Below are 21,363 nucleotides of genomic sequence, written 5' to 3' on the forward strand. Positions count from 1 at the left end.
TTTCGGATTTAAGAAATATGAATAAAAATGCAAATATCTAAAGTTTTACCAACAAATGGTGTGTTGTAACATATAAAATGGCTAAGCATAAAGAAATCATAATCAATCTTAAAAATTTAGAACACAATTTAATATCAATTAAAAAACATACTCCAAAAAGAGAATTGGTGGCCACGCTAAAAGCTGATGCTTATGGGCATGGGCTTATTCCAACATTCAAATTCTTAAAAGAAAAAGGAGTAAATTATTTTGGTCTTTTTTGGATAGATGATGCATTAAAACTTAAAAAAATAGACAAAAATGTCAACACATTACTTTACATTAACACAAATAAAAATGCAATAAAAAGTCTAGTTGATTTCAACATCACACCCTTTGTTGCTGATCTTGAATACTTATCACTCATAGAACAAGAATGTAAAAAACAAAATAAAAAAATCAAAATTCATTTAAAAGTCGATGTTGGAATGAATCGATATGGAATTAATATAGAAAATGCTCTTAATTTAGCAATTCAAATCCATAATTCAAAATTCATAGAATTTGAAGGAATTTGCACACACCTACCAACAGCAGAAAATACAATAATTACTCAAGCACAAATAGAAAAATTTATTAAATTAATCAATGAACTTAAAGTTCACAATATAGTTCCAAAATTCATTCATGTCTCTAATTCAGAACATATAGCAAACTACAAATTAAGTAAAAAATTTAATATGATAAGGCCAGGTCTTATTTTATATGGGTATCATCCATACTCAAATAATAATCTACAACTTAAACCGGTATTAAATTTATATTCAAAAGTCATATTTCTTAAAAATATAAGGGCAGGAGAAAAAATATCATATTCTGGTCTATTTACGGCAAATAAAGATATGCAAATTGGACTTGTTCCAGTTGGCTACTTCGACGGAATTCCACAAAATACATCTAACAATTTTTATTACCTCATAAAAGATAAAAAATGCTTCATTAGAGGAAAAATATGTATGAATATTTCAATTATAGAAATACCTCAAGATTTAAAAGTCAACATAGGAGAAAATGTAGAAATCGTATCTTCAAGATTAAATTTAAATATACTGAGCAAAGAATCTGGTATGAGTACATATGAAATACTTTGTTCTATTGGAAAACATGAAAAGAAAAAATATTTATATTGAGTTACCTAAAGAATCAAATTTTTGAAAATCAACTAAATCACCCTTACTATCATAAATCCATTTATAAACCGCAATTCCCCCAATATTATCTCTTAATCTTAAATCTGGACCATGATGTGTTTTTTTTGCAATCTTACCAAATTTATTGTACTCATATTGATACATACTAACACCATGAATATCATCTTGTAATTGCCCCAGACTACCAAAATTTTTCTGACTTATGAGTCTATTTTGCCTATCATACTCATAAATATATTCAAAAATAGCATTTTTGTCTGCAACCAACACACCATTCTTAGAATAATTACTCTTTAAAATCACATTGCCATTAGCGTCATATACAAATTTATATTTAAAAACGCCCTCAGAATCACTAATAGGATTATCAAAATCTCCGTAATGCTCTTGGGTTTCAAGAAGACCATCTTCATTATAAGTATATTTATAAATCATCACTCCATTAAAGTCACCAATTAAATTAAAATTTTTATCAAAAAAAAGATTTTCGATTAAATAAAACTGATTATCATATTTGTAACCATAAACCGCAATACCTTGAAAGTCACCCATTATTTCATATTTTTCTTCATAACTTGCAGGAATATCACTATTATAATTTTTATTCATCTTGTTGCCATAATTAACTACCCTCTTTTCATTACTTTGTATATAAAAAATAGTTTTCCTCATGGCATAACCATCCTGACTAACAGTTAGGTTATTATTAGCATCATAATTACATTCTTTATAAAAACAATCTTTTTCCTTTAAATTATACTCATATCTATATATTGCTACATTTTTTTCATCAGGAGTTAAATTATTCTTAATATCATAATTTAAAACTTCAATAAGCTTACCATCAAAATCATACCGATATGTCTTGATTGCAACAGAAAAAGGATTTGCATACAAAGAAGATGTTGAATCCAAATATTCTTCCCTTACAACATTATATTTACTGTCATAAATTAGCCTAAAACCATATATTCCATTTTTAGCTTTTATATTACGACCTTCAACATCGTAGTATAAAACCGTTTTTATCCTCTCAGAATCATCATAAATAATCTTAGTATAATAAACATCATTTAAATCTTTAATTTGAAAGCCGACCTCATTAAACCTATAAACACAAAAGCTATCATCATTGTAGATAAAATGATAATAAGCAACCCCATACTTATCCCTTATAATCTCATTAGATTTATTATAATTAAAAATATTTTTCGGTCTGCCATTTGGAAAGTATTCTATTTGCTCAACATAAACATCTTTCAAGTTCTTAGAAGCAAAACCTCCATTTAAAAACAATCTCCTCTCTACACCCTCAGAATGCTCTATTTTGATCTGATTTGCGCCAAAAACAGAAGGCATCAAAATACTCAATTTACCAATATAATAAACAAATACAAGCTTACCCTCATTATAAATAAATTTATACCCACATTCTTCCTCTGCATCTTCCTTACTGATCTCATATTTCCCAACTATCCTATAATCAATATCATAATCAGCAAACCTATAGTAAATCTCTTCTGCAAAAATAACATGGGATATAAAAAACAGAATCAAAAACATACCTATTCCTTGATAAATCAACTTTATTTTGATAAATTTATTATACAATAAACCAATATAATGAGGTGTTTAAGATGGCAAAAATTTCTAAAAATGCTCAAAGAAGTGGTTCTAAAGAATTACTTAGCAAGTGGGGTGGAAAAATTATTATGAAATCCAAATTTGAAAATGGCAAAATAAAACACTACGCCGAATGTCAGGCCTCAAAAAACACAGCAAGAAGACCTAAAGATTTATTTTAAATTTTATCTTCTTGATTTATTTTTTATTTAACTTATCTCCAAATTTCAACCAAGCTTCATCTTGCTCACTTTTAGTGTAGGTTCGATGATTTACAGATTGTTCATTAGGGGCTTTATTCTTCTTAGCATAGGAATTCCTAATTTGTTCTTTTACCTCTTCCCTATGTCTTTGTCTTCTATCTAATTGTCGCTTAACTCTCTCTCCTGGATCAAAAAGTACACTATGATTTTTACTAATAGTCATAACTTTAGAATTTAGTCTGAATAAGGCTTCCTTATAACTTTGCTGCTTCCCTGTTACAAATAATACAAACCTCTTAAACAAAGGCAAATCTCTATAAGCAGAATCTAAAAGATTAAACAAATCAACTTTATAAATCTTATAAAGTGGTAAAAACATATTGCTATTTTTAAAATATTTAGCGGCCTCGGTTTTTATTACATCCTTAAGATGAGTCTGAATATTTTGTGTTTTAGAAACCCGTCTATAATGAGCAATAATAAACTCAAGAAATGCACCCTTATTTTTTAAGCAATAGTCATTCAGATCATATTTCACTACAAATTCGTTTAGTGTTTTTTCAAGACCTTCCTCTGTAAGCACAGCAGAACTCTTTCCACTATTAAAAATCCTGATAAATTCATCTCGTAGCTTTTCTCTAATATCAACTAAAATTTGATCAAATTCTTTTAAAAATACAGAATAAGCACATGGCTTATATAAATACATACCGCGCTTAATACTAAATACTTTGGGTAACGAACCCTTTATGTTAGATTCAAAAAAATATTCACGTGCCATATGCAAAAAGTGCTCAGGATCAGACAATCTTTTAGCATGTTCTTTAAGCAGATTACCAAATTCGTCTATATTAATAAACCCTGGTTTAAATTCTATTGTCTTTTCAATTAATTTTAAAGTTTCATCAACCTTAATGTTTTCTAAATTTCTAAACTCTTCTATATTCTTCTCATTAGAAATATAGATATTTAATATTTCTAGAAAAGTAAAGTAATGCTTAGAAATATTAACTCCTTTTTTACTTAAAATCTCATCCTTATTTTCTAAAATCCCCAAAAGAAGATTATAAGCAACCCCTACACCACTCATACTTTCATCTAAAATCCGATCATACTCACTAAGTTTTAAATTTTTAGCTCTCACAAAGACATCTTTAACTATTCTGTTAGAAGCAATCCTGAATAAAATTCTTTTCATAAAATCAACAAAATATAAGGTCTGTCCTGAAGGAATTATTAAAGAATTAAGTACAAATATCTTCTTTAGTGAAAAATTTTCTTGAAAATATTTAAAATTAACATCTGAACGAGGGAGGATGATAAACTCTTTTTCAAAAGCTAATAAATTCTTATCTATATTTCTAATTGTAAGTAGATTACTAAAGAGATCTATTCCTACATAATGTTTAAAAAATAAATCTTCAATAGCATAATAATAAAAATTATAGCTATTTTCATCCGTTATTATTATCTTAGAAGGCAGCAATTCGCCACTTGACGTTGCCCGATTAACGATAATTCCCCTTTAACCTCATAAAGTTTGCGAAATAAAAAATCTAGCTCCCCCTTAAGGGCACGAACTTTAACAGAATAATCTTCAATAAACTCAGCATAATCTATAACATCATTTTTATAATCTAGAAGAAGTCTTAAAATCATTTTTTGAGCATCTGAAGAAATTCCTATCTGAGAAATCAAAATATCTATTTCTTTATCATTTAGATAAAAGATTCCTGGTAACTTTTTCATCTTATAGCTATAATCTCCTCATATGAAAAATAATCATTATATATAACATATGATAACATATTGATGATAAATTTAATAAATTTAAAAAACACCAAACAAGAATGTATTATACAAGATATACAAACATAAAAAGAAAACAGCGGGCCCTCTACCAAAAACCCCTTTAAATCTTACTATAAGCCACAAAATAAAAGATACAGCAAACATGATACTAAAATCAATAAAATAAATATCACTCATTAGCACTGGATTTATAAAACTACTACTAGATAAAATAAATCCAATATTAAATATATTACTTCCAATGATATTACCGAGAGCAATATCTGATTCCTTTTTAATTACTGCAAAAAGAGACACAACAATTTCCGGAACACTGGTTCCAAAGGCTACAAAAATAATTCCAATAACTTTTTCACTAATATTAAAAATATTGTGTGCAATATATATTGAACCATCTATTAACAACTTTGAACCCAAATATAGAAAATATACACTTAATAATAAAAGTAAGACATTTAAAAACAAAAATTTAAGACCATAATCATAATTAAGAACATCTAAGTCTTCTTCCGTAACAGATTTACAATTTCTCTCTTCTCTATAAAATAAAAATAGATAAGATAAAAATAAAATTAAAATCACCAACGAACTGGTTCTATAATAAGGTCTATGAAAAAAAGACAAAACATTAAAATCTAAAGAAAATAACAAAAGAAAAGACATTAATAAAAATAAAACTATAAAAGAAAGCCTAAGTCTTTTAAAATCAGTTTTAATATTTAAAAAAAATCCTGTTAAGGGAAGTGCAAGCAACATGTTAATAATATTACTGCCAATAACATTAGAAACAATAATTTCATTTTTTCCTTTAAAGGATGCTATTAGGCTTGTAAATAGCTCTGGAGCGCTTGTTGATAATGATACTATTATAACACCTATTAACAGATTAGGTACCTTAAAATAACTAGCAATACTAACAGAACTTTTTAAAAGACAATTCCCACCAAAATATAATAAAAATATGCCAAGCACTACATATAAAAAATAAATATGCTCCAAAGAAATCTCCTTACACAAGTAATAATATCAAGAAAAATCTAAAAACCCACTTAAATTACTCTTAACCATATAGTAAATATTAGATGCATTCCATAAACTAAACCCACTACCTAAAGACTCTTTAATGCCCTTTAATTGATGAAAAAAATACTCTAAATAAACCTTTTCACTTACACGACGTTCACTACCAAGCAAAAAAGCTTGCACATAAGGTCTAATTATGACATTACCTGAGGAAAAGACAGATGCCCTATTACTCCCCTCCTTATAAATTTTATAAGCTCTGGTAGTATAATATAACTCATTCTTTAAAAAATCATTGGTATAATGCGAAGGGTAAAACATTGGGGAGATTACATCAACATAATCTGAAATCATAGAAATATTTTGACCAATACTATTTGTAATAAACCACCCATTATTTCCATAGATGTCAACCGAAATAGGAATAGTAATATCTTCTCTGGCCATAATCAAAAAAGACTCAAGGGCATCAATTGCTCGCATGTTATATTTGTTAAACCTTGAAGTTATAAGAGACACAGGTCCATCTGTTGGAAATCTAATATAATCAAATTGAATTTCATCAACGCCAAGAGACTGAATCTCCTTTGCAATAGATAAATTATAATCCCACGTACCTTGAAAGAAAAGATTTACCCAATGTTCCTTTTGAACAAATTTAAAAGAATCACTATTCTTAACTTTTAAAACATTGGCCCAAGGTCGATTGGTCTTTTTATTCCAAAGAGCATACTCACAATTATTGTAATAATAAAACTTGGCATCTTTAAACACAACTACTCTGGCAATAACATATATCCCAAGTTCTTTTGCTTTTCTTAAAATATAAGGCACATCTATTAAATCTTTAACGGCTCTCATTCTGTTAGGCAAATCCAATTTGCTTGCATATGTTAAAATGCCACTATCATCCTTAAAATCAATAATAACAGCATTCATTCCCAATTTTTTTATAAACTCGAATCTCTCATCAATCATTGCTTTATTTCTAAGAGTATAAGCTGTCAAATAAATTGAGCCCTTGCTAGACGCAATTTTCATCCTCTTTGACTTTGCTATAGAATCTTTTCCATAAACAGAAAACTGACCATCAAAAGCCCAGTTGCCATTAACATAGGAATAAAAATGATTGTCATAAGTTCTAATCAAAAGTTTTTCTTCTCTATTATTTGATAAATCAATAATGCGTACTATCTGCTTCTTAAAAGGAAACTCTAATTCCTTAATCACCCCTAAACCTGTATTAATTAAAATAATGTTTCCATAAATTCCATAAGAGCAATACAATTCATTTGCATTATTTTTAGAAAATTCTATTGCACTGATTACATCATAATAACCAGCACCAAGATACGTTCTAGAAATTAAAGAATTTAAACTTTTAAAATCTAAATTGTCATTAATACTTAAATAAATGCCACTATTAGAAGTCCCAATAACAATAGACTTATGCTCTCCTCGAGATAATGCACTTGATGTAATATAAGAATTTTTATTAAATTTTTCATTAGTAACTAATTTTCTAAAGCTTTTAAAATAATCATGAGAAATATAAACTACATCATTAGTTGTTAAAAGAGAATTGGATGAATAAAAATCTTCATAAACAGATGTTATTCTCTTAGATACGGGCTTCTTAAATGGATATATCCATCTAGTCTCTAAATCCTTAAGATCAACCTTAAATACCTTGCTATCATGTTTTTTATATAGAAAACCTTTATGTATGAAAAATATATCACTTTTCTTAAAATACTTTGTCTCATCTAATGAATATAAATGGAAACATAAAAAAAAATAAAAAAATAACAAGCACACTAAATACAAAAACATTATAAGCGTATTAAGTCTCATATAAATAAAATCCAGCCTTTTTGAAAATAAACTTTAAAATAATATTAAATATTAAAAACCAAATACTATTTTATCAAAATATTGACAAGTTACTACTAAGTCCTTCCATAAAGTTTAGTAATATCACTTATCTTTCTACTTAAATCACCACTCAAATCGCTACTTAATATCCTAAAGTCATTACACATCACATCAGACATATTCATCCTAAAATCAGTAACCAGATCAAGATAATCCTGCATTAAAATTATTACACCATCTGCAACGCTAGACATTGCGCCCCTTATCATATCCCAAACAACAGAATCCTCATTAGTATTAAGATAATTAAAAATATATTTTTTATGTTCATTATCAAGAGAATTAATAAATCCACGACTAGTAGTACTATCATTAGTGCCTGTATAGACAACACAATTTCTTACGTAATTATGAGGAAGGTATATATTTTTAGAATCAAAATCAAATGCAAGTTGCATAACTTTAGTTCCAGGAAAGTTAAAATAGTCTCTTAATCTAAATGTATCCCCATGCTCTTTTACGAGATCTTCAACCCAAATTTCTAAATCATCTATTTCGCTTAAAACATGCCTAAAAAAATCTTTTCCGGGACATTTTACCCATCGTCCACCCACTACCGAAGCTCCCTCTGCATCAACCTCCCAAATTGATGTAAATCCTCTCAAATGATCAATTCTAATAATATCTACATATTTATGTAAAAAATTAATACGATTAATCCACCATACATAATTATCTTTCCTTAAAGCCTTCCAATTATAAGCTGCATTTCCCCAAAGATATTTTTTTTCAAATAAACACCCTGAGGGCATACCAGTTATTTTATCTTTACTTGCATCAAACTTTAACTTAAAATATTTTTGATGTGCCCAAACATCAGAAGAATCATAAGGTACAAAAATAGGAACATCCCCCACTATCTTAATTCCAGCATTATTGGCATATTTTTTTAAGTCTTTTAATTGAGAAAAAAAGAAATATTGTAAAACTTGCTGAATATTGATTTCAATCTCAAGAATTTCCCTAAGCTTAGCTAAAGTTTTAACATCTCTTTTTAAAATTTCTCTAATAAATAAAACATTAAAAGTCTGTTGAGATTGAAATTTAGAATAGTATTCTTTTAAAGCAACAAAACTAGCAAAATCCAAAAGCCAATAAGAAGCCGATTTTTTAAACTTTTCAAATGCATACATCTCATCAAGCGTTGCTCTCTTCAAAAAATTTAAAGCAGCACTTTTCAAGACAGCTTCCTTAGCTTTTACTTTGTCATAGTTAACATATCTCTCTTCCAAACATTCAAGGGTACTTAAGTCTATGTCAATAAATCTATCAATAGCCTCTAAATCAATATAATTGATATTGCCAGCAAAGGCAAAAAAACTTGCATAAGGAACTCCTACAAAGTCAGGAAGCAAATAAGACAATATTTGCCAATAACTTTGTGAAGAAGCGGCAAGAAAATCTATAAATTTATATGCCCCCTTCCCCAAATCACCAATACCATACTTAGATGACAAAGAACTAATACTTAGCAAAATTCCACTTTTTCTTTCCATTTTTTATACCTCAAAATAATCAATTGTTTAATTAACATCTTAAAACAACTGTCCGTATACAATCATTATAACTAAAATACAAAACTCACAAAGCATTATTCAAAAGATTTAATGAAATCTTTCTCAAAACTTCCCCCAAAAAAATATCAATTATGATTTATGATATAATTCCTTTTATAATGAATATTCAAATTGAATTATTACTTTCACTATTACTTTTATTGACAAATTCCCTTGTGTTTTCGTCTGAAATATTAGAGTTCAAGTACATTAAGGGGACCAAATTCAGAATAGATACAACTGACAATCAAAAAATCTATCTAAATGGAATATTTAATTCAAAAACCAAAACCAATATCCAAGTTTCAAGTGAAGTGGGAAGTGTGAAGAATGGTTTTACGGATATCAAATCTCACTTTAGGGTATTAACAAGAGACAATGAGAGTGATATTTATTTACTGAAAGAAGAATTTGAAGGAAATTTCAGCATAAATGAACAAGGTGAATATAGAATCAAAAATACACAAAAAAGACCTTCTGTTAGGGGTATTCCAAGATTTCCCAAAAAACCCATAGCAGTAAATGATACTTGGACATATCCAGCGGAGGAGTATATTCAAGCATCTGAAATCTCAAAAGAAATAAAGGATTTTATCATAAAATTTGATGTATATTATGTTTATAAAGGCAAAGAAAAAGTAGATGGCAAATTCTACGACATAATCCTTTCAAATTATGAGTCTAAATATAATGTGAAAAATATATTATTCTCTCAAAAAGTTCATCAAACGATCTATTTTGATTCAGAATTAGGCAACACACATAAATATAGCGACACATATGAATTTCAAATGAAAAATGGAAATGATAATATCAAAATGATTGGAAACTCATATGGAAAAATCATCTCTATTGAATTACCAAATGACAATACAATAGAGAATCAAGTGAAAGAATATATTAGGAAAAAACAATTAGATTCTATTAACATAGAAAAAGACGAAAATGGCATTAAACTAAGCTTAATTATTGACTTCTATCCTGATTCTTTTCAAATCACCAAAGATGCATATAATCAACTAAAACACATAGCCAATTTATTAGAAAAGTTTAAAGATAATAATATCCTAATAGAAGGGCACACGGCCAAATTTGGAACAGAACAAGAAATGCAAAACCTATCTGAAAAAAGAGCTCATGCAATTGGAAACTACTTATTAAAAATGAAAGTAAAGAACAAAAATCAAATATTTTTTAAAGGCTGGGGTGCTAAAAAACCTAAGTATACAAGCTCATCTCCTTTAGCATCAAAAAATCGACGAGTAGAAATTACAATTCTAAACAATTAAATACTAGCTTGATCTTCTGCTCTTTTTCTCCTTTTTAGTTTGGCAATTTATACATAAAAATGCATAAGGAATAGCCTCTAGTCTTTCTCTTGCAATAATTTTATCACAAGCCAAACAATTACCATAAGTATTTTGAGAAATTCGATAAAGTGCTTGATTGATTAAATGTAGCTTTTTTTCTCAACTGAACTTAAAGCTTCAAGATTATTACCATCCATATTGTCAAACGCAATATCAATTATATCCTTTAAATGCATATCATTATTAATGATTTCCCGCTTACTATCTTCAACAAATCTATAGAATTCAATATCTCTTTTTTTGATTCTAAAAGAAAATTTCGCATCTTTTCAATAAATTCATGCTCAAAATTACTTTTCTGCACGATATTACCTCCCTATAATAAATTACAATTTTTAAAAAACTCCGTGTAATTATATAAACAATCCTATATAATGTAAACTATTACATTAATTTTTAATAAAAAATAATTGCAATGATACTCCTAATTGTGTAAAATGTATTTTGTTATACAAATAACAAGGAGGTATCTTGAATACTAAAGAAGAAGCTATTGAGACTGAAGGTATTGTTAAAGAATCTCTGCCGAACACAATGTTTAGGGTAGAGCTTAAAAATGGACATTTGATTTTAGCACATCTGTCTGGCAAGATGCGGAAACATTTCATAAAAATAGTTCCTGGTGATAAAGTAAAAGTTGAACTTTCACCTTATGATCTTACAAAGGGAAGGATCATATACAGAGAAAAATAGTTTCAATAAATATTATTTAAATTAATTAAGAGATTAATTCTATTTTATATCAAATTATCTTTAACGGATGCAATAAAATTTTTATGAATCCATCCCTGAAGTCCATGGCTTGTCTGAATCAGTACAAAGTCATCTTTTCTATTAAGTATATAAACACTTATATTACCATTTAAAAATCGCCAACTTCTTGAAAAACTATCAGGAACTTTATAAAGAGAAACTAAATCGCCTCTAATAATTCCAATCTCAGATTGCTGATCAACATAAAAGTAATACGTTTGCAACAACGTAAAACATGTTACAGATAGTAGTAAGAATAAAATAATCCTCTTTAAATTCTTTGCATAACATTGATAAGACATAACCACTACTAAAATATTTATTAAAATCAAACTAACAATAAAAAAAATATTAGACAGAACGAAACTATTATTTCGAATATTTTCATTAATTCCATTTTGATATTCAATAAAATCGATCACCTTATGAAAAGTATAATTACTTGGGGACGTAAAAAACGCTTTATACGCCGAATAGATTGCATCAAAATATTTATTCATTTTAGTCAAAATAAGAGAATCGATTTAACCACAATCCTGAATAACTCGGATTTTTTTTAAGGATATTATCAATTTTATTAAGAGCAGTCTCATAATTATTTGCATTATAGTCTCCAATCAAATCATTTATGTTATTTTCTGACAAAGAGCCATCATTTATAGCATTAAGACTAATAGCAAAAGTTAATATTAAGATAACCGCCCCACAACTTGATGCAATAAAAAATTTTTTATGTTTAATAAAAATAGCTAAAGAGAACAAAATTCCTGGTATCAAAATTAAATAATAAACGGGTACAAAAAACAAAAAAGTCTTATGTTTATGACTCAAAATATCATGATATGAAAGTAAACTAAAATCTGAGAATAACTCTTTACGAGAATCACTACTATTCTTAAATTCCCCATTATACTCATATTTTAATCGCTTACCACTAAGTTTATGAATTTTGCCAGAATCAGGATCTAAATAAATAAAATCATCAACATTTAAAAATAAATTACCCTTACTACCTGGCTTAATAGTGTATATTTTGGATATACTGCCTTTATATCCATCTTTTGAAGGTTCAAAGTTATAATTTTTTTTCTTATAAATAACTTTAGAATTATAAGTTTCAATTTCTGGAAAACGAATATGCGGAAGATTTCCTTGTCCTGTAATTTTTATTAAAACAGTAAAAGTATCCTGATCAATTAAAGTTGAGTTGGGAACTTCATAACCAATCTTAAAAGTTCCAATAGCTAAAGATTTAACCTCGTCAGGTATTGGTTTCACTTTTAAAGCAATTTCAGGACTACTACGAATAATATTTTCGCCTATATTAAAAGCAACACTAGGAATAACAATGCCCTTTGAACTCCTAAGAGGAGTTAAGATAAAATTATAAAGAGGCACATCTAAGATTTCTTTGCCACTAAAAGTTCTATACCTAATATTTTCAAATATAGGTGTTCTATCTATCATTGCATCTTTAACAGCATTAAAAGAACTGGCAATAGAATTTAAATTATTATTTACAAGCCAATTAGAACGCAAAACAAATCCAATACTTTGATACTCATAAATTTCTTCTTTATCAAAATCCCAATACAATTTAATGGGCAAACCAAAAGACTTAAACTCATCTTCTTTCAAAATGACAACTTCAAACTCTGAGCTTAAATAAGATTTGTCAAGGTAAAGTACCCTTAATGCAGGGATCTTGGTAAAACCCAAATAATCAAAATTATACGTTATCTTTATTTCTACAATAACATTATCTCCCTCAGACACTTTAGATATTATCTTAGATATTGAGACAATTTCAGTGTTCTTACTTACCTCTTTACTTATTTCAAACTTTAATAAGTTTTCATCAATATCTTGAATATCTTGAGGTAGATTTAATTTAATAATATGTACAACTTTATCTCCTCTAATTACCTTAGTCGATAACAAATAATCAGTACCAGAAAAAGAGTAAACGTGAAAATTTATAAAAAATAAAAACAAAAATATTACCAATCTTCTTTTGAAGATAAAACTTGCTCGTCTGCGCTTATTACCCATAAAACCCTCTCAAGATCCTCAATATATCTTAAAAAATTTTCATTGTTATCAACAAAATTTTGATTTCTATTAACACTTAAATCATCCAAAGCATTTGGAATAGTTCTTTTTTTAATTATTGCAAGTTCAAGATTATATTTAGCATTATAACTTGAAGGGTTAATCCTTAAAGCTTCCTTAAACGCCACTTCTGCTTTCCGATAAAGTCCTTGATTATAGTATATGATCCCTTCGTTATAGTGTATATTAAAGTTTAAAAAAAAATCATTACTCCTCTTTGCATACGAAAACATCCTAAGGGAGCTCTCATATTCTCCTAAAGAATAATATACAATCCCAAGATTATAATAAGCCCATGGGGCACTTTGATTATCGTCTACAAGATTATAATAAGTGGAAATGGCACCTTGATAATCACCCCTAATATAATCATAATTACCAATAGCCATAAAAGACATAGTCTTAATATTAGAACAAGATAAAAAAAATACAAATATAAAAAACATTACCCAATAAATTAAAAAGTTTCGTCCCATTTAATGACCTTAATAAATACATATAACACTATGAATAAAAAAGAAATAGCTAAAAAAAGCTTATACCTTAGAATCCCAATAAGCAAGACGTCACTTAAACTTTTTTTAATTATATCATTCCTTATCTCATTCACAACATAGTTAGTACCTTTCAAATATAAATTATAGTAAGAACCCTTAAGAAAAGACGTTAGAAGATGTAAATTATCCTCATCAAGAACGGACTTTATCACATTGCCATCCTTATCTTTCACACTTAAATTATTATAAATCAAAGGAGTTGGATTATTACTACCAATCCCAATTATAAAAGTTGTAATATTAAATGAATCAATCAACTTAGGAAAAGTATAATAATTACTCTCACCCCATTCATCCCCATCTGTTAAAATTATCAAAAAATTATAATAAGAATTATCTCGTATTCCTTGTAAGGCACTAAAAACTCCTTCGCCTAAAAAACTACCGGGAGAACTTATTAACCTGGGTTCAATATAATTTAACAACTTTTGCAAGTTAGCTTTATCTTTAGAAAATGGCAATAATAATAATGGCTTACCTTTAAAAATAGTAAGCGAATACTCAGCATTTTCAAAATTATTCAAAATTAAGCTAATAAGGCTCTTAGCACTCTCAAGTCTATTAACTGATTTTCCCTCATCAAAGGTCAACATACTACGAGAAATATCAAAAACAAAAGATATTCTCACATTAAATCTCTCATCCTCAGTAGCTTTCTGCCCCCAAGAAATATCCAAGATAGCTATAATTAAAAACCCCAAACTTGACACAAAAAAGAATATCATAAGAATTTTCTTTATATAATAATTTTTAATGTAGGCATTATTTCCATACATATGACTTAAAGTCTTAAAAAATGGAAGGGTCTGTCTAAAATTACAGACATATATAAAAAGCACTATAAATAAAACTATAACCAAGTACAAAGCATAATAATTGCCTATACTCATAATACCTCTTTTAAAAAAATCTTAGAAAAAAGAAAATAAAGAATTAATAAACAAAATATTGCTAATAAAAATTCATTGTAAACATCATCATTATCAACCACAATTTTAACTTTTCTCTCTACATTTTCCCTTTTTGAAAAATCCTGAATTGCTAGTTTAAATGAAAAATCATCACCTACAGAATAAAAAAGTCCACCTGTTTTACTTGAAATCTCAAAAAGCATACTAGGATCATAGACTTCTCTTAGCGTACCCTGATAAAACTTACCTGATCTCAATTTAAATCCAACACTAAGTTCCTCATTACTACCAATTCCAACAGAATAGATTTTAACATTTAAACCCTGCGCAAGATTTATGACTTGATCTTTATAAACTTCATCTGAATTAACTACACCATCTGTTAAAACAATCACTGACCTTTTTGGGGCCTCAGAATGCCTTAAATGAGAAAGCGCAATAGAAATCCCAAGTCCCAAAGCAGAACCATTTCCAAGGTCCATAACATAAATATCGTCTAATTTTTGAGAAAAAAAATCCCTATCTATTGTAAGCGGAACTATTAAAGAAGCTTCCTTTGCAAAAGCTACCAAACCAATATTATCATTCTCCCTCTGATAAGCAAAATATTTAATCAATTCCTTAGCAAATTCAAGTCTATTTTTAGACGAAAACTCAATAGCACCCATACTAGGAGATATATCTAACACAATAACAATATCTGCTCCATCACTAATATAGGTCATTTTTTTTTTAGAAATAGAAGGACCTGCTAAAGTTAGATCATAACTGTTATTGCTAAATAAAAGAAAACATAAGTTATAAAATATAATAAATTCAAACCATAATCTCTTAATTTTATAGAGCCAAAGTTCCCATAAAGTGATATTGGAAATTTAACTTTCCCCCCTCTGCGTTTACAAAAATGATTAAAGTAAATTATTAATGGTAGAAGTATAAGTAAAAACAAATATAAAGGTTCATTAAATATTAACATTAACACCCCTATTAAATTCTTCAAAATTAAAAACAGCTTTCTTTAAATCATCTAAAATAACCGATAAATTCCCACCTGGTAAATTAATTCCACTAAATTTGCTAAAATCAGAGAGTCTAAGCATATTAACAAGAGTTGAACGAATCTCATAAGGAACCTTAAGATTTTGCAAAATTTCAGAAATTTCTGTCGTAGTAATTGCATTAAAATCAAAACCTGTTTTTTTAGATAAGTAAACCCTTAAAGATGAATTTAATAAATTATAAAAGATAATTGGCTCCTCATCATTTTTAATATAACCAGATAAAATAATAATTTGTTTGCGAAAAACCTTATAAGGTTTTCTCAAATTATGTTTCATTATTACAAATAATAATAACTGTTTTATAATCTTCAAAAATTTAATAAAAAAATAAGGAATTAATGCAAAAGCCAAAATAAAAATAAAAAGGTACGTACTTGTTCCTGGAAGAAAAAGCACTCCTTCTATATCCTGAATCTTAAGAGAATCATCATCTGCTATTAGCTTACTAGTATTGATTTTTATGTTACTAAGCATTAGTTTAAAAGGCTTGTCATTCCTAATGATATCCCCAACATAAATGCGTGGAAGAGAATTACTCCCGACATAAAATGAAACAAAATATATTATTATCTCCCCACTCTCAGGCCTATAAGTAAGTGAATTAACCTCAATAAATTCATTCTTAATCTCTTCAAATTTAACAGGAATAAATTTTTCATTCTTGTCAAGAATTAATAAAAGCTTAAGTTCAACAGTATCCCCTACATAATAACGAGTTGGAATAAATATTTCATTTCTTATTTCATAAGAAAATAAGTTGAAAGACAAAAAAAATGCAATAAAGATAATTATATTGCTCAAAAAATATTCTCCTTTTTTAAAAGGGCCTTTAGTTTTCTGAAGACATCATCTTTTGTACTGATTTCTACAAAATTAATACCCCTTTTTATGCACTCTTTTCTCCATTTTATCTTGTCTAATGTCCAATAATTTTTATAACTATTTGATATCATTTTACTAAATCCTGAAATCAAAAAATCTTCACGGGTTTCAATATCCTCATAAGTTAAAACTCCATATTGAGGAAGACTTTCATCAAAAAAGTCTGTAAGCCTTATTGCAATAATATTATGACGCTTGCTAAGAACAGTCAAAGATTTAAAATAATCATTGGCCTTAAAATCCGAAATAATGATAATTAAAGACCTTTTCTTATAATATTCAGCGGTATTTCTAAATACATAAGTTAAATTACTACCTCTCTTAAGCTGTCTATTGACAGTTTCATTCAAAATGCGTCCTAAATGTGAATGACCTTTTCTAGATGAAATAAATTTATCCGTATCACTTGAAAAAAAAGTTATACCTATCTTATCATTATTAAAGAATGCCATATGAGCGAAGATAGAAACTAAAAAATCTTGTATTTCTTTTTTACTAATCACACTTCCAAGACTCATTGATAAAGAATTATCAACAAGTAAATGAAGATTCATTCCTTTATCTTCCCTAAACACTTTTGAAAAAATAGTATCTGTCTTTGAACTAACATTCCAATCAATAAGCCTAGCATCATCTGTCTCTTCATAGGATCTAAATTCATGAAATTCAAGACCAAGGCCTTTAAAAATAGAACGATATCCACCAAAATTAAGCTCTAAAAGCATTTTTCGGGAAAAAAATTTTAAAGCTTTGATTTTAGTCTTAGTACTAACGTTTGCTTCACTAATACGTTGCATATTAATTCAAACCCCTTAAGGAAGAGCAACAGCTGAAAGAAGTATCTTAATAATATCATCAGTATTCATCTCTTCAACCTCTGCTTCATAAGATGGAGTAATTCTATGCCTTAATACATTATAAGCTACCGCCTTCACGTCTTCAGGAAGAACAAATAAGCGTCCCTCATAAAGCGCATTAACACGTGCACATTTGAGTAAACTAAGTGATGCTCTGGGAGATGCTCCAAATTCAATATATTTGGTAAAGGGATAAGTTTTTTTATCACTCTCGCGGGAAGCGGCTATTAAAGTTACAATATAAAGCATTATTTTATCATCAACCTTAACCTTACCGACTATACGTTTAAGATCTGCTAAAGAATAAGAATTCATTACCTTTGCAACTTTAATATTCTCAAGTCCACCATCAATGGAAAATATTTTAAGGAGTTTAATTTCATCTTGAATAGAAGGATATTTAACATCAACTTTCAACAAAAATCTATCAAGTTGGGCTTCTGGTAAATTATAAGTCCCTTCTTGCTCAATTGGATTTTGTGTTGCAAGAACAAAGAATGGCTCGGGTAACTTATGCGTCTCATCACCAAGAGTTACTTGACGCTCACTCATTGCCTCAAGAAGTGCTGATTGAACCTTTGCAGGCGCCCTATTAATTTCATCTGCTAAAACAATATTTGAAAATACAGGCCCCTTTCTAACCTTAAAAGTTCCCGTTGTACTCTTATATACCATATTACCTGTAGATCAGAAGGCAAAAGGTCTGGAGTAAACTGCACCCTTTTAAATCCAAATCAAGAACATCTGAAACTGTCTGGATTGTCAATGTTTTAGCAAGTCCTGGAACACCTTCAAGTAAGACATGTCCTTCAGTTAAAATGCCCATCAAAATAGCATCAATCATCTCTTTTTGACCCAAAATCCTACTTGAAACCTCTCTTCTAAACTTATTGATTAAACTTAAAGCATTTTCTACTTCAGAATCTATTTGAAAACTACTTTTCATACCACCCCTATATACTTTATTATGCTAAATTCTTTCATCAGAAATACAATATAAAACAATAAAACTCAAAAATAAAATCACTATACAACCATTATTTATAAAGCAAGAGAAAATTCCTTTCCTTATCATTACTTATTGGTGATGTCCTTACTTCTATTTTGCCAAACAAGCTTTCAATATGATTAATTTCAAACTTAATATTATTAAATTTTCCTTTATAGGCCATAATTAAACCTCCATCTCTTAAGATCAGTCTCAAAATGCTTGCATATTCTCTTATATCTCTAAAAGCCCTAATCGTAATAAATTCATATTCATTTTGCTCTTTCGTAACATCATGTTCTAAAATTTCTATATTATTCAAACCAAGTTCCAAACTAATCATTCTTAAAAAAGTCGCCTTTTTATTACTACGTTCAAGAAGAATATATTTCCTAAAATTATCAAAAAGAGCCAAAACAATCCCCGGAAATCCAGCTCCACTGCCCACATCGAGCACTTGATATGGATTATTGTCTTTAATAATGGGAAGTCCAGCAACAGAATCTAAAATATGTAAAAATACTGCTTCAAAATTTCTATCATTGTTTGAAACTAAATTAAACCTGGAACCAAATAACAAAATTCTCTCCGCATAAAACTTTAATTTATCAATATTTTCTGAAGTAAAAGATATTCCTAAACTTTTCAAAGAAAGTTCAAAATCACTCATCATAAAGCTAAATTAAGCACTACTTTATTTTTAGGACTTGAAAAATATATAAGTAAAACTTGAATATCAGTATTTCTAACACCAGAAATTCTACTTGCCTGAGCAAGATTAGCTGGTTGAATTTTGACAAACTTTTCTCTAGCTTCTCTTGAAAGACCATCAATTTCATAATTGAAATTAATGGGTAATTTAATAAGTTCAAGATTATTCATTTTTCTAATTAAATCTGTTTGTCTATGAATGTAACCTTCATATTTAATATCCAACTCAACCTGTTCAAGAATTACTTTTGAAGCATTTAGCTTAGGATTATATTTACAAATCACTTAAACTAACATACGGATCCTTTACAATATGATAAAAATCCTTATTAACATGTCGCTTCAATTGTAAAGTGCTAGCTTCCTTTTCCTTAAGACGCCGTTGCCGCAAAAGCTCCTTAATTTCTTCTACCTGCCTCTCCTTGAAAAAATACTTAGAATATTTCTCATCACTAACTAGACCAACTTCATATCCCCACTTAATTAATCTCTTATCACTAGTATCATGCCGCAAATTAAGTCTATGCTCAGCCCTTGATGTAAACATTCTATAAGGCTCTTTAGTCCCTTTAGTTACAAGGTCATCAATAAGCACTCCAATATAAGAACTCGTCCTTGGAAGTATCATAGGTTCTTTTCCTTGTAACTTAAGTGCCGCATTAATTCCAGCCATCAATCCTTGAGCTGCGGCTTCCTCATACCCTGATGATCCATTAGTTTGTCCTGCAATAAAAAGACCTTCGACTCTCTTAGTCTCAAGATTTGCATATAGTTCAATAGGATTGATATAATCATATTCAACAGCATACCCAGGTCTGGTAATAACTGCATTTTCAAGTCCACTTACAGTATTAATCAATTTTTTTTGAATATCCTCAGGTAAAGATGAACTTAAACCATTAAGATACATCTCCTCAGTCTGAAGTCCTTCAGGCTCAATAAATATCTGATGTTTATCTTTATCCTTAAATTTTACTATTTTATCTTCAATGGAAGGACAATACCTTGGCCCACTGCCAATAATTTCACCAGAATAAAGTGGGGAGAGATGCATATTGTCACTAATTATTTCATGGGTTTTTTTATTAGTATAAGTTATGTAACAAGAAAGTTGCACTTTATTTATCTTAGTATTTGAAAAGGAAAAAGGAATAATATCAGAATCTCCAAATTGAATCTCCATTTTTGAAAAATCCACACTCTTTCTGTGAACCCTAGCAGGAGTCCCTGTCTTAAGTCTGCCCATCTCAAATCCAAGCTCAAGTAAAATCTTCTCAAGACCATAAGCAGCAGGCTCAGAAATTCTTCCCATACAAGCTCTATACTCGCCAATAAATATTTTACCTCTAAGAAAAGTTCCTGTTGTAAGCACCACGACACGTGCTGTAAACTTATTGCCCCTTTCTGTAATAACCCCTTCAATTTTATTTTTCATAGAGTTAAGCAAAAAATCACTTACAGTATCTTGAAAAAGATCAAGATTATCTTGTCTTTCCAATGTCTCTTTTGCCTTTGTTTGATATACCAACTTATCTGCCTGAGCACGTGGGGCCTGAACAGCCGGCCCCCGACTCTTATTTAAAATTCTAAATTGAATCATACTAAAGTCAATAAGACATCCCATCTCACCCCCAAGAGCATCAATCTCACGTACCATATTTCCCTTAGCAAGCCCGCCAATAGCCGGATTACAAGAAAGTTTGCCAATGGTATCTAAATTCTGAGTAATCAAGCAAGTCCTAAAATTTAATCTTGCAAGAGCCAGAGATGCCTCAATACCAGCATGCCCACCTCCAATCACAATAGCATCAAAATCCAT

At 28.7% G+C, this 21,363-nt stretch carries 15 protein-coding genes and 6 pseudogenes; 4 read left to right on the forward strand and 17 right to left on the reverse strand.

Translation table 11 applies throughout. The annotated features are described in order from the left end of the window. Nucleotides 1-77: 77 nt before the first annotated feature. Nucleotides 78-1,169 (forward strand): alanine racemase, encoded by a 1,092-nt coding sequence (gene alr / locus ACWUD1_RS00775; protein WP_472756676.1) that lies wholly within the window; start codon nucleotides 78-80, stop codon nucleotides 1,167-1,169. Here the strand turns inward: alr and ACWUD1_RS00780 are convergent. Further along, nucleotides 1,161-2,753: a hypothetical protein gene (locus ACWUD1_RS00780; RefSeq protein WP_472756677.1), complete on the reverse strand. Its 1,593-nt coding sequence runs from the start codon at nucleotides 2,751-2,753 to the stop codon at nucleotides 1,161-1,163. The two genes, alr and ACWUD1_RS00780, sit on opposite strands and share 9 nt — an antisense overlap. Nucleotides 2,754-2,827: 74 nt before the next feature. On the opposite strand from ACWUD1_RS00780, the gene ACWUD1_RS00785 reads away from it, so the two are divergent. Further along, nucleotides 2,828-2,995 (forward strand): hypothetical protein, encoded by a 168-nt coding sequence (locus ACWUD1_RS00785; RefSeq protein WP_086936058.1) that lies wholly within the window; start codon nucleotides 2,828-2,830, stop codon nucleotides 2,993-2,995. Nucleotides 2,996-3,011: 16 nt separating this feature from the next. On the opposite strand, the pseudogene ACWUD1_RS00790 reads toward ACWUD1_RS00785, so the two are convergent. The 4 genes and pseudogenes from ACWUD1_RS00790 to malQ form a co-directional block, all read right to left on the reverse strand. Beyond that, nucleotides 3,012-4,765: pseudogene (locus ACWUD1_RS00790) on the reverse strand (hypothetical protein). 81 nt (nucleotides 4,766-4,846) lie between these two features. Beyond that, entirely contained in the window at nucleotides 4,847-5,827 is a 981-nt protein-coding gene (locus tag ACWUD1_RS00795) for a calcium/sodium antiporter (RefSeq protein WP_472756678.1), read from the reverse strand. A gap of 27 nt (nucleotides 5,828-5,854) precedes the next feature. Next, nucleotides 5,855-7,705 (reverse strand): putative glycoside hydrolase, encoded by a 1,851-nt coding sequence (locus ACWUD1_RS00800; RefSeq protein ID WP_472756679.1) that lies wholly within the window; start codon nucleotides 7,703-7,705, stop codon nucleotides 5,855-5,857. A gap of 95 nt (nucleotides 7,706-7,800) precedes the next feature. Next, complete coding sequence (gene malQ / locus ACWUD1_RS00805; protein ID WP_472756680.1) at nucleotides 7,801-9,282, reverse strand: 4-alpha-glucanotransferase; 1,482 nt, start codon at nucleotides 9,280-9,282, stop codon at nucleotides 7,801-7,803. Between the two features lie 179 nt (nucleotides 9,283-9,461). On the opposite strand from malQ, the gene ACWUD1_RS00810 reads away from it, so the two are divergent. Continuing rightward, nucleotides 9,462-10,631 (forward strand): OmpA family protein, encoded by a 1,170-nt coding sequence (locus ACWUD1_RS00810; RefSeq protein ID WP_472756681.1) that lies wholly within the window; start codon nucleotides 9,462-9,464, stop codon nucleotides 10,629-10,631. A 3-nt stretch (nucleotides 10,632-10,634) separates the two neighbouring features. On the opposite strand, the pseudogene ACWUD1_RS00815 reads toward ACWUD1_RS00810, so the two are convergent. Then, nucleotides 10,635-11,016: pseudogene (locus ACWUD1_RS00815) on the reverse strand (TraR/DksA family transcriptional regulator). Nucleotides 11,017-11,183: 167 nt separating this feature from the next. Between ACWUD1_RS00815 and infA the strand changes: the two are divergent. Further along, complete coding sequence (gene infA / locus ACWUD1_RS00820) at nucleotides 11,184-11,405, forward strand: translation initiation factor IF-1 (RefSeq protein WP_472756682.1); 222 nt, start codon at nucleotides 11,184-11,186, stop codon at nucleotides 11,403-11,405. A 44-nt stretch (nucleotides 11,406-11,449) separates the two neighbouring features. On the opposite strand, the pseudogene ACWUD1_RS00825 reads toward infA, so the two are convergent. The 11 genes and pseudogenes from ACWUD1_RS00825 to mnmG all read right to left on the reverse strand — a co-directional run bounded on the left by ACWUD1_RS00825 (nucleotide 11,450) and on the right by mnmG (nucleotide 21,363). Next, nucleotides 11,450-13,517: pseudogene (locus tag ACWUD1_RS00825) on the reverse strand (hypothetical protein). After that, the gene (locus tag ACWUD1_RS00830; RefSeq protein WP_472756683.1) at nucleotides 13,466-14,053 is read right to left on the reverse strand and encodes a tetratricopeptide repeat protein; all 588 of its coding nucleotides are present in this window, start codon (nucleotides 14,051-14,053) and stop codon (nucleotides 13,466-13,468) included. The pseudogene ACWUD1_RS00825 and the gene ACWUD1_RS00830 overlap by 52 nt, the downstream one beginning before the upstream one ends. Next, a complete protein-coding gene (locus ACWUD1_RS00835; protein ID WP_472756684.1) occupies nucleotides 14,035-15,024 on the reverse strand; it encodes a vWA domain-containing protein in 990 nt (329 codons plus the stop codon). Before ACWUD1_RS00835 ends, ACWUD1_RS00830 begins: the two co-directional genes overlap by 19 nt. After that, nucleotides 15,021-16,021, reverse strand: a pseudogene (locus ACWUD1_RS00840) (vWA domain-containing protein). The gene ACWUD1_RS00835 and the pseudogene ACWUD1_RS00840 overlap by 4 nt, the downstream one beginning before the upstream one ends. Beyond that, nucleotides 16,008-16,907, reverse strand: a complete 900-nt coding sequence (locus tag ACWUD1_RS00845; protein ID WP_472756685.1) for a hypothetical protein — start codon at nucleotides 16,905-16,907, stop codon at nucleotides 16,008-16,010. The pseudogene ACWUD1_RS00840 and the gene ACWUD1_RS00845 overlap by 14 nt, the downstream one beginning before the upstream one ends. Then, on the reverse strand, nucleotides 16,904-17,785 hold the full coding sequence (locus ACWUD1_RS00850) for a DUF58 domain-containing protein (RefSeq protein ID WP_472756686.1): 882 nt from the start codon (nucleotides 17,783-17,785) through the stop codon (nucleotides 16,904-16,906). The genes ACWUD1_RS00845 and ACWUD1_RS00850 overlap by 4 nt, the downstream gene beginning before the upstream one ends. Nucleotides 17,786-17,800: 15 nt before the next feature. Continuing rightward, on the reverse strand, nucleotides 17,801-18,160 hold the full coding sequence (locus tag ACWUD1_RS00855; protein WP_472756906.1) for an AAA family ATPase: 360 nt from the start codon (nucleotides 18,158-18,160) through the stop codon (nucleotides 17,801-17,803). A 159-nt stretch (nucleotides 18,161-18,319) separates the two neighbouring features. Further along, nucleotides 18,320-18,564: pseudogene (locus ACWUD1_RS00860) on the reverse strand (AAA family ATPase); the annotation flags it as partial. After that, nucleotides 18,522-18,791: an AAA family ATPase gene (locus ACWUD1_RS00865; RefSeq protein WP_472756687.1), complete on the reverse strand. Its 270-nt coding sequence runs from the start codon at nucleotides 18,789-18,791 to the stop codon at nucleotides 18,522-18,524. The pseudogene ACWUD1_RS00860 and the gene ACWUD1_RS00865, both read right to left, overlap by 43 nt. 91 nt (nucleotides 18,792-18,882) lie before the next feature. After that, nucleotides 18,883-19,506: a 16S rRNA (guanine(527)-N(7))-methyltransferase RsmG gene (rsmG, locus tag ACWUD1_RS00870; RefSeq protein WP_472756688.1), complete on the reverse strand. Its 624-nt coding sequence runs from the start codon at nucleotides 19,504-19,506 to the stop codon at nucleotides 18,883-18,885. Next, nucleotides 19,503-21,363, reverse strand: a pseudogene (mnmG, locus tag ACWUD1_RS00875) (tRNA uridine-5-carboxymethylaminomethyl(34) synthesis enzyme MnmG). The gene rsmG and the pseudogene mnmG overlap by 4 nt, the downstream one beginning before the upstream one ends.

The sequence above is a fragment of the Borrelia tillae genome (assembly GCF_055693965.1).

Coding starts and splice junctions, on each gene's coding strand:
- alr (WP_472756676.1), top strand. CDS start 78: ATGGCTAAGCATAAAGAAATCATAATCAATCTTAAAAATTTAGAACAC.
- ACWUD1_RS00780 (WP_472756677.1), bottom strand. CDS start 2,753: ATGTTTTTGATTCTGTTTTTTATATCCCATGTTATTTTTGCAGAAGAG.
- ACWUD1_RS00785 (WP_086936058.1), top strand. CDS start 2,828: ATGGCAAAAATTTCTAAAAATGCTCAAAGAAGTGGTTCTAAAGAATTA.
- ACWUD1_RS00800 (WP_472756679.1), bottom strand. CDS start 7,705: ATGAGACTTAATACGCTTATAATGTTTTTGTATTTAGTGTGCTTGTTA.
- malQ (WP_472756680.1), bottom strand. CDS start 9,282: ATGGAAAGAAAAAGTGGAATTTTGCTAAGTATTAGTTCTTTGTCATCT.
- ACWUD1_RS00810 (WP_472756681.1), top strand. CDS start 9,462: ATGAATATTCAAATTGAATTATTACTTTCACTATTACTTTTATTGACA.
- ACWUD1_RS00830 (WP_472756683.1), bottom strand. CDS start 14,053: ATGGGACGAAACTTTTTAATTTATTGGGTAATGTTTTTTATATTTGTA.
- ACWUD1_RS00835 (WP_472756684.1), bottom strand. CDS start 15,024: ATGAGTATAGGCAATTATTATGCTTTGTACTTGGTTATAGTTTTATTT.
- ACWUD1_RS00850 (WP_472756686.1), bottom strand. CDS start 17,785: ATGCAACGTATTAGTGAAGCAAACGTTAGTACTAAGACTAAAATCAAA.
- ACWUD1_RS00855 (WP_472756906.1), bottom strand. CDS start 18,160: ATGAATTCTTATTCTTTAGCAGATCTTAAACGTATAGTCGGTAAGGTT.
- ACWUD1_RS00865 (WP_472756687.1), bottom strand. CDS start 18,791: ATGAAAAGTAGTTTTCAAATAGATTCTGAAGTAGAAAATGCTTTAAGT.
- rsmG (WP_472756688.1), bottom strand. CDS start 19,506: ATGATGAGTGATTTTGAACTTTCTTTGAAAAGTTTAGGAATATCTTTT.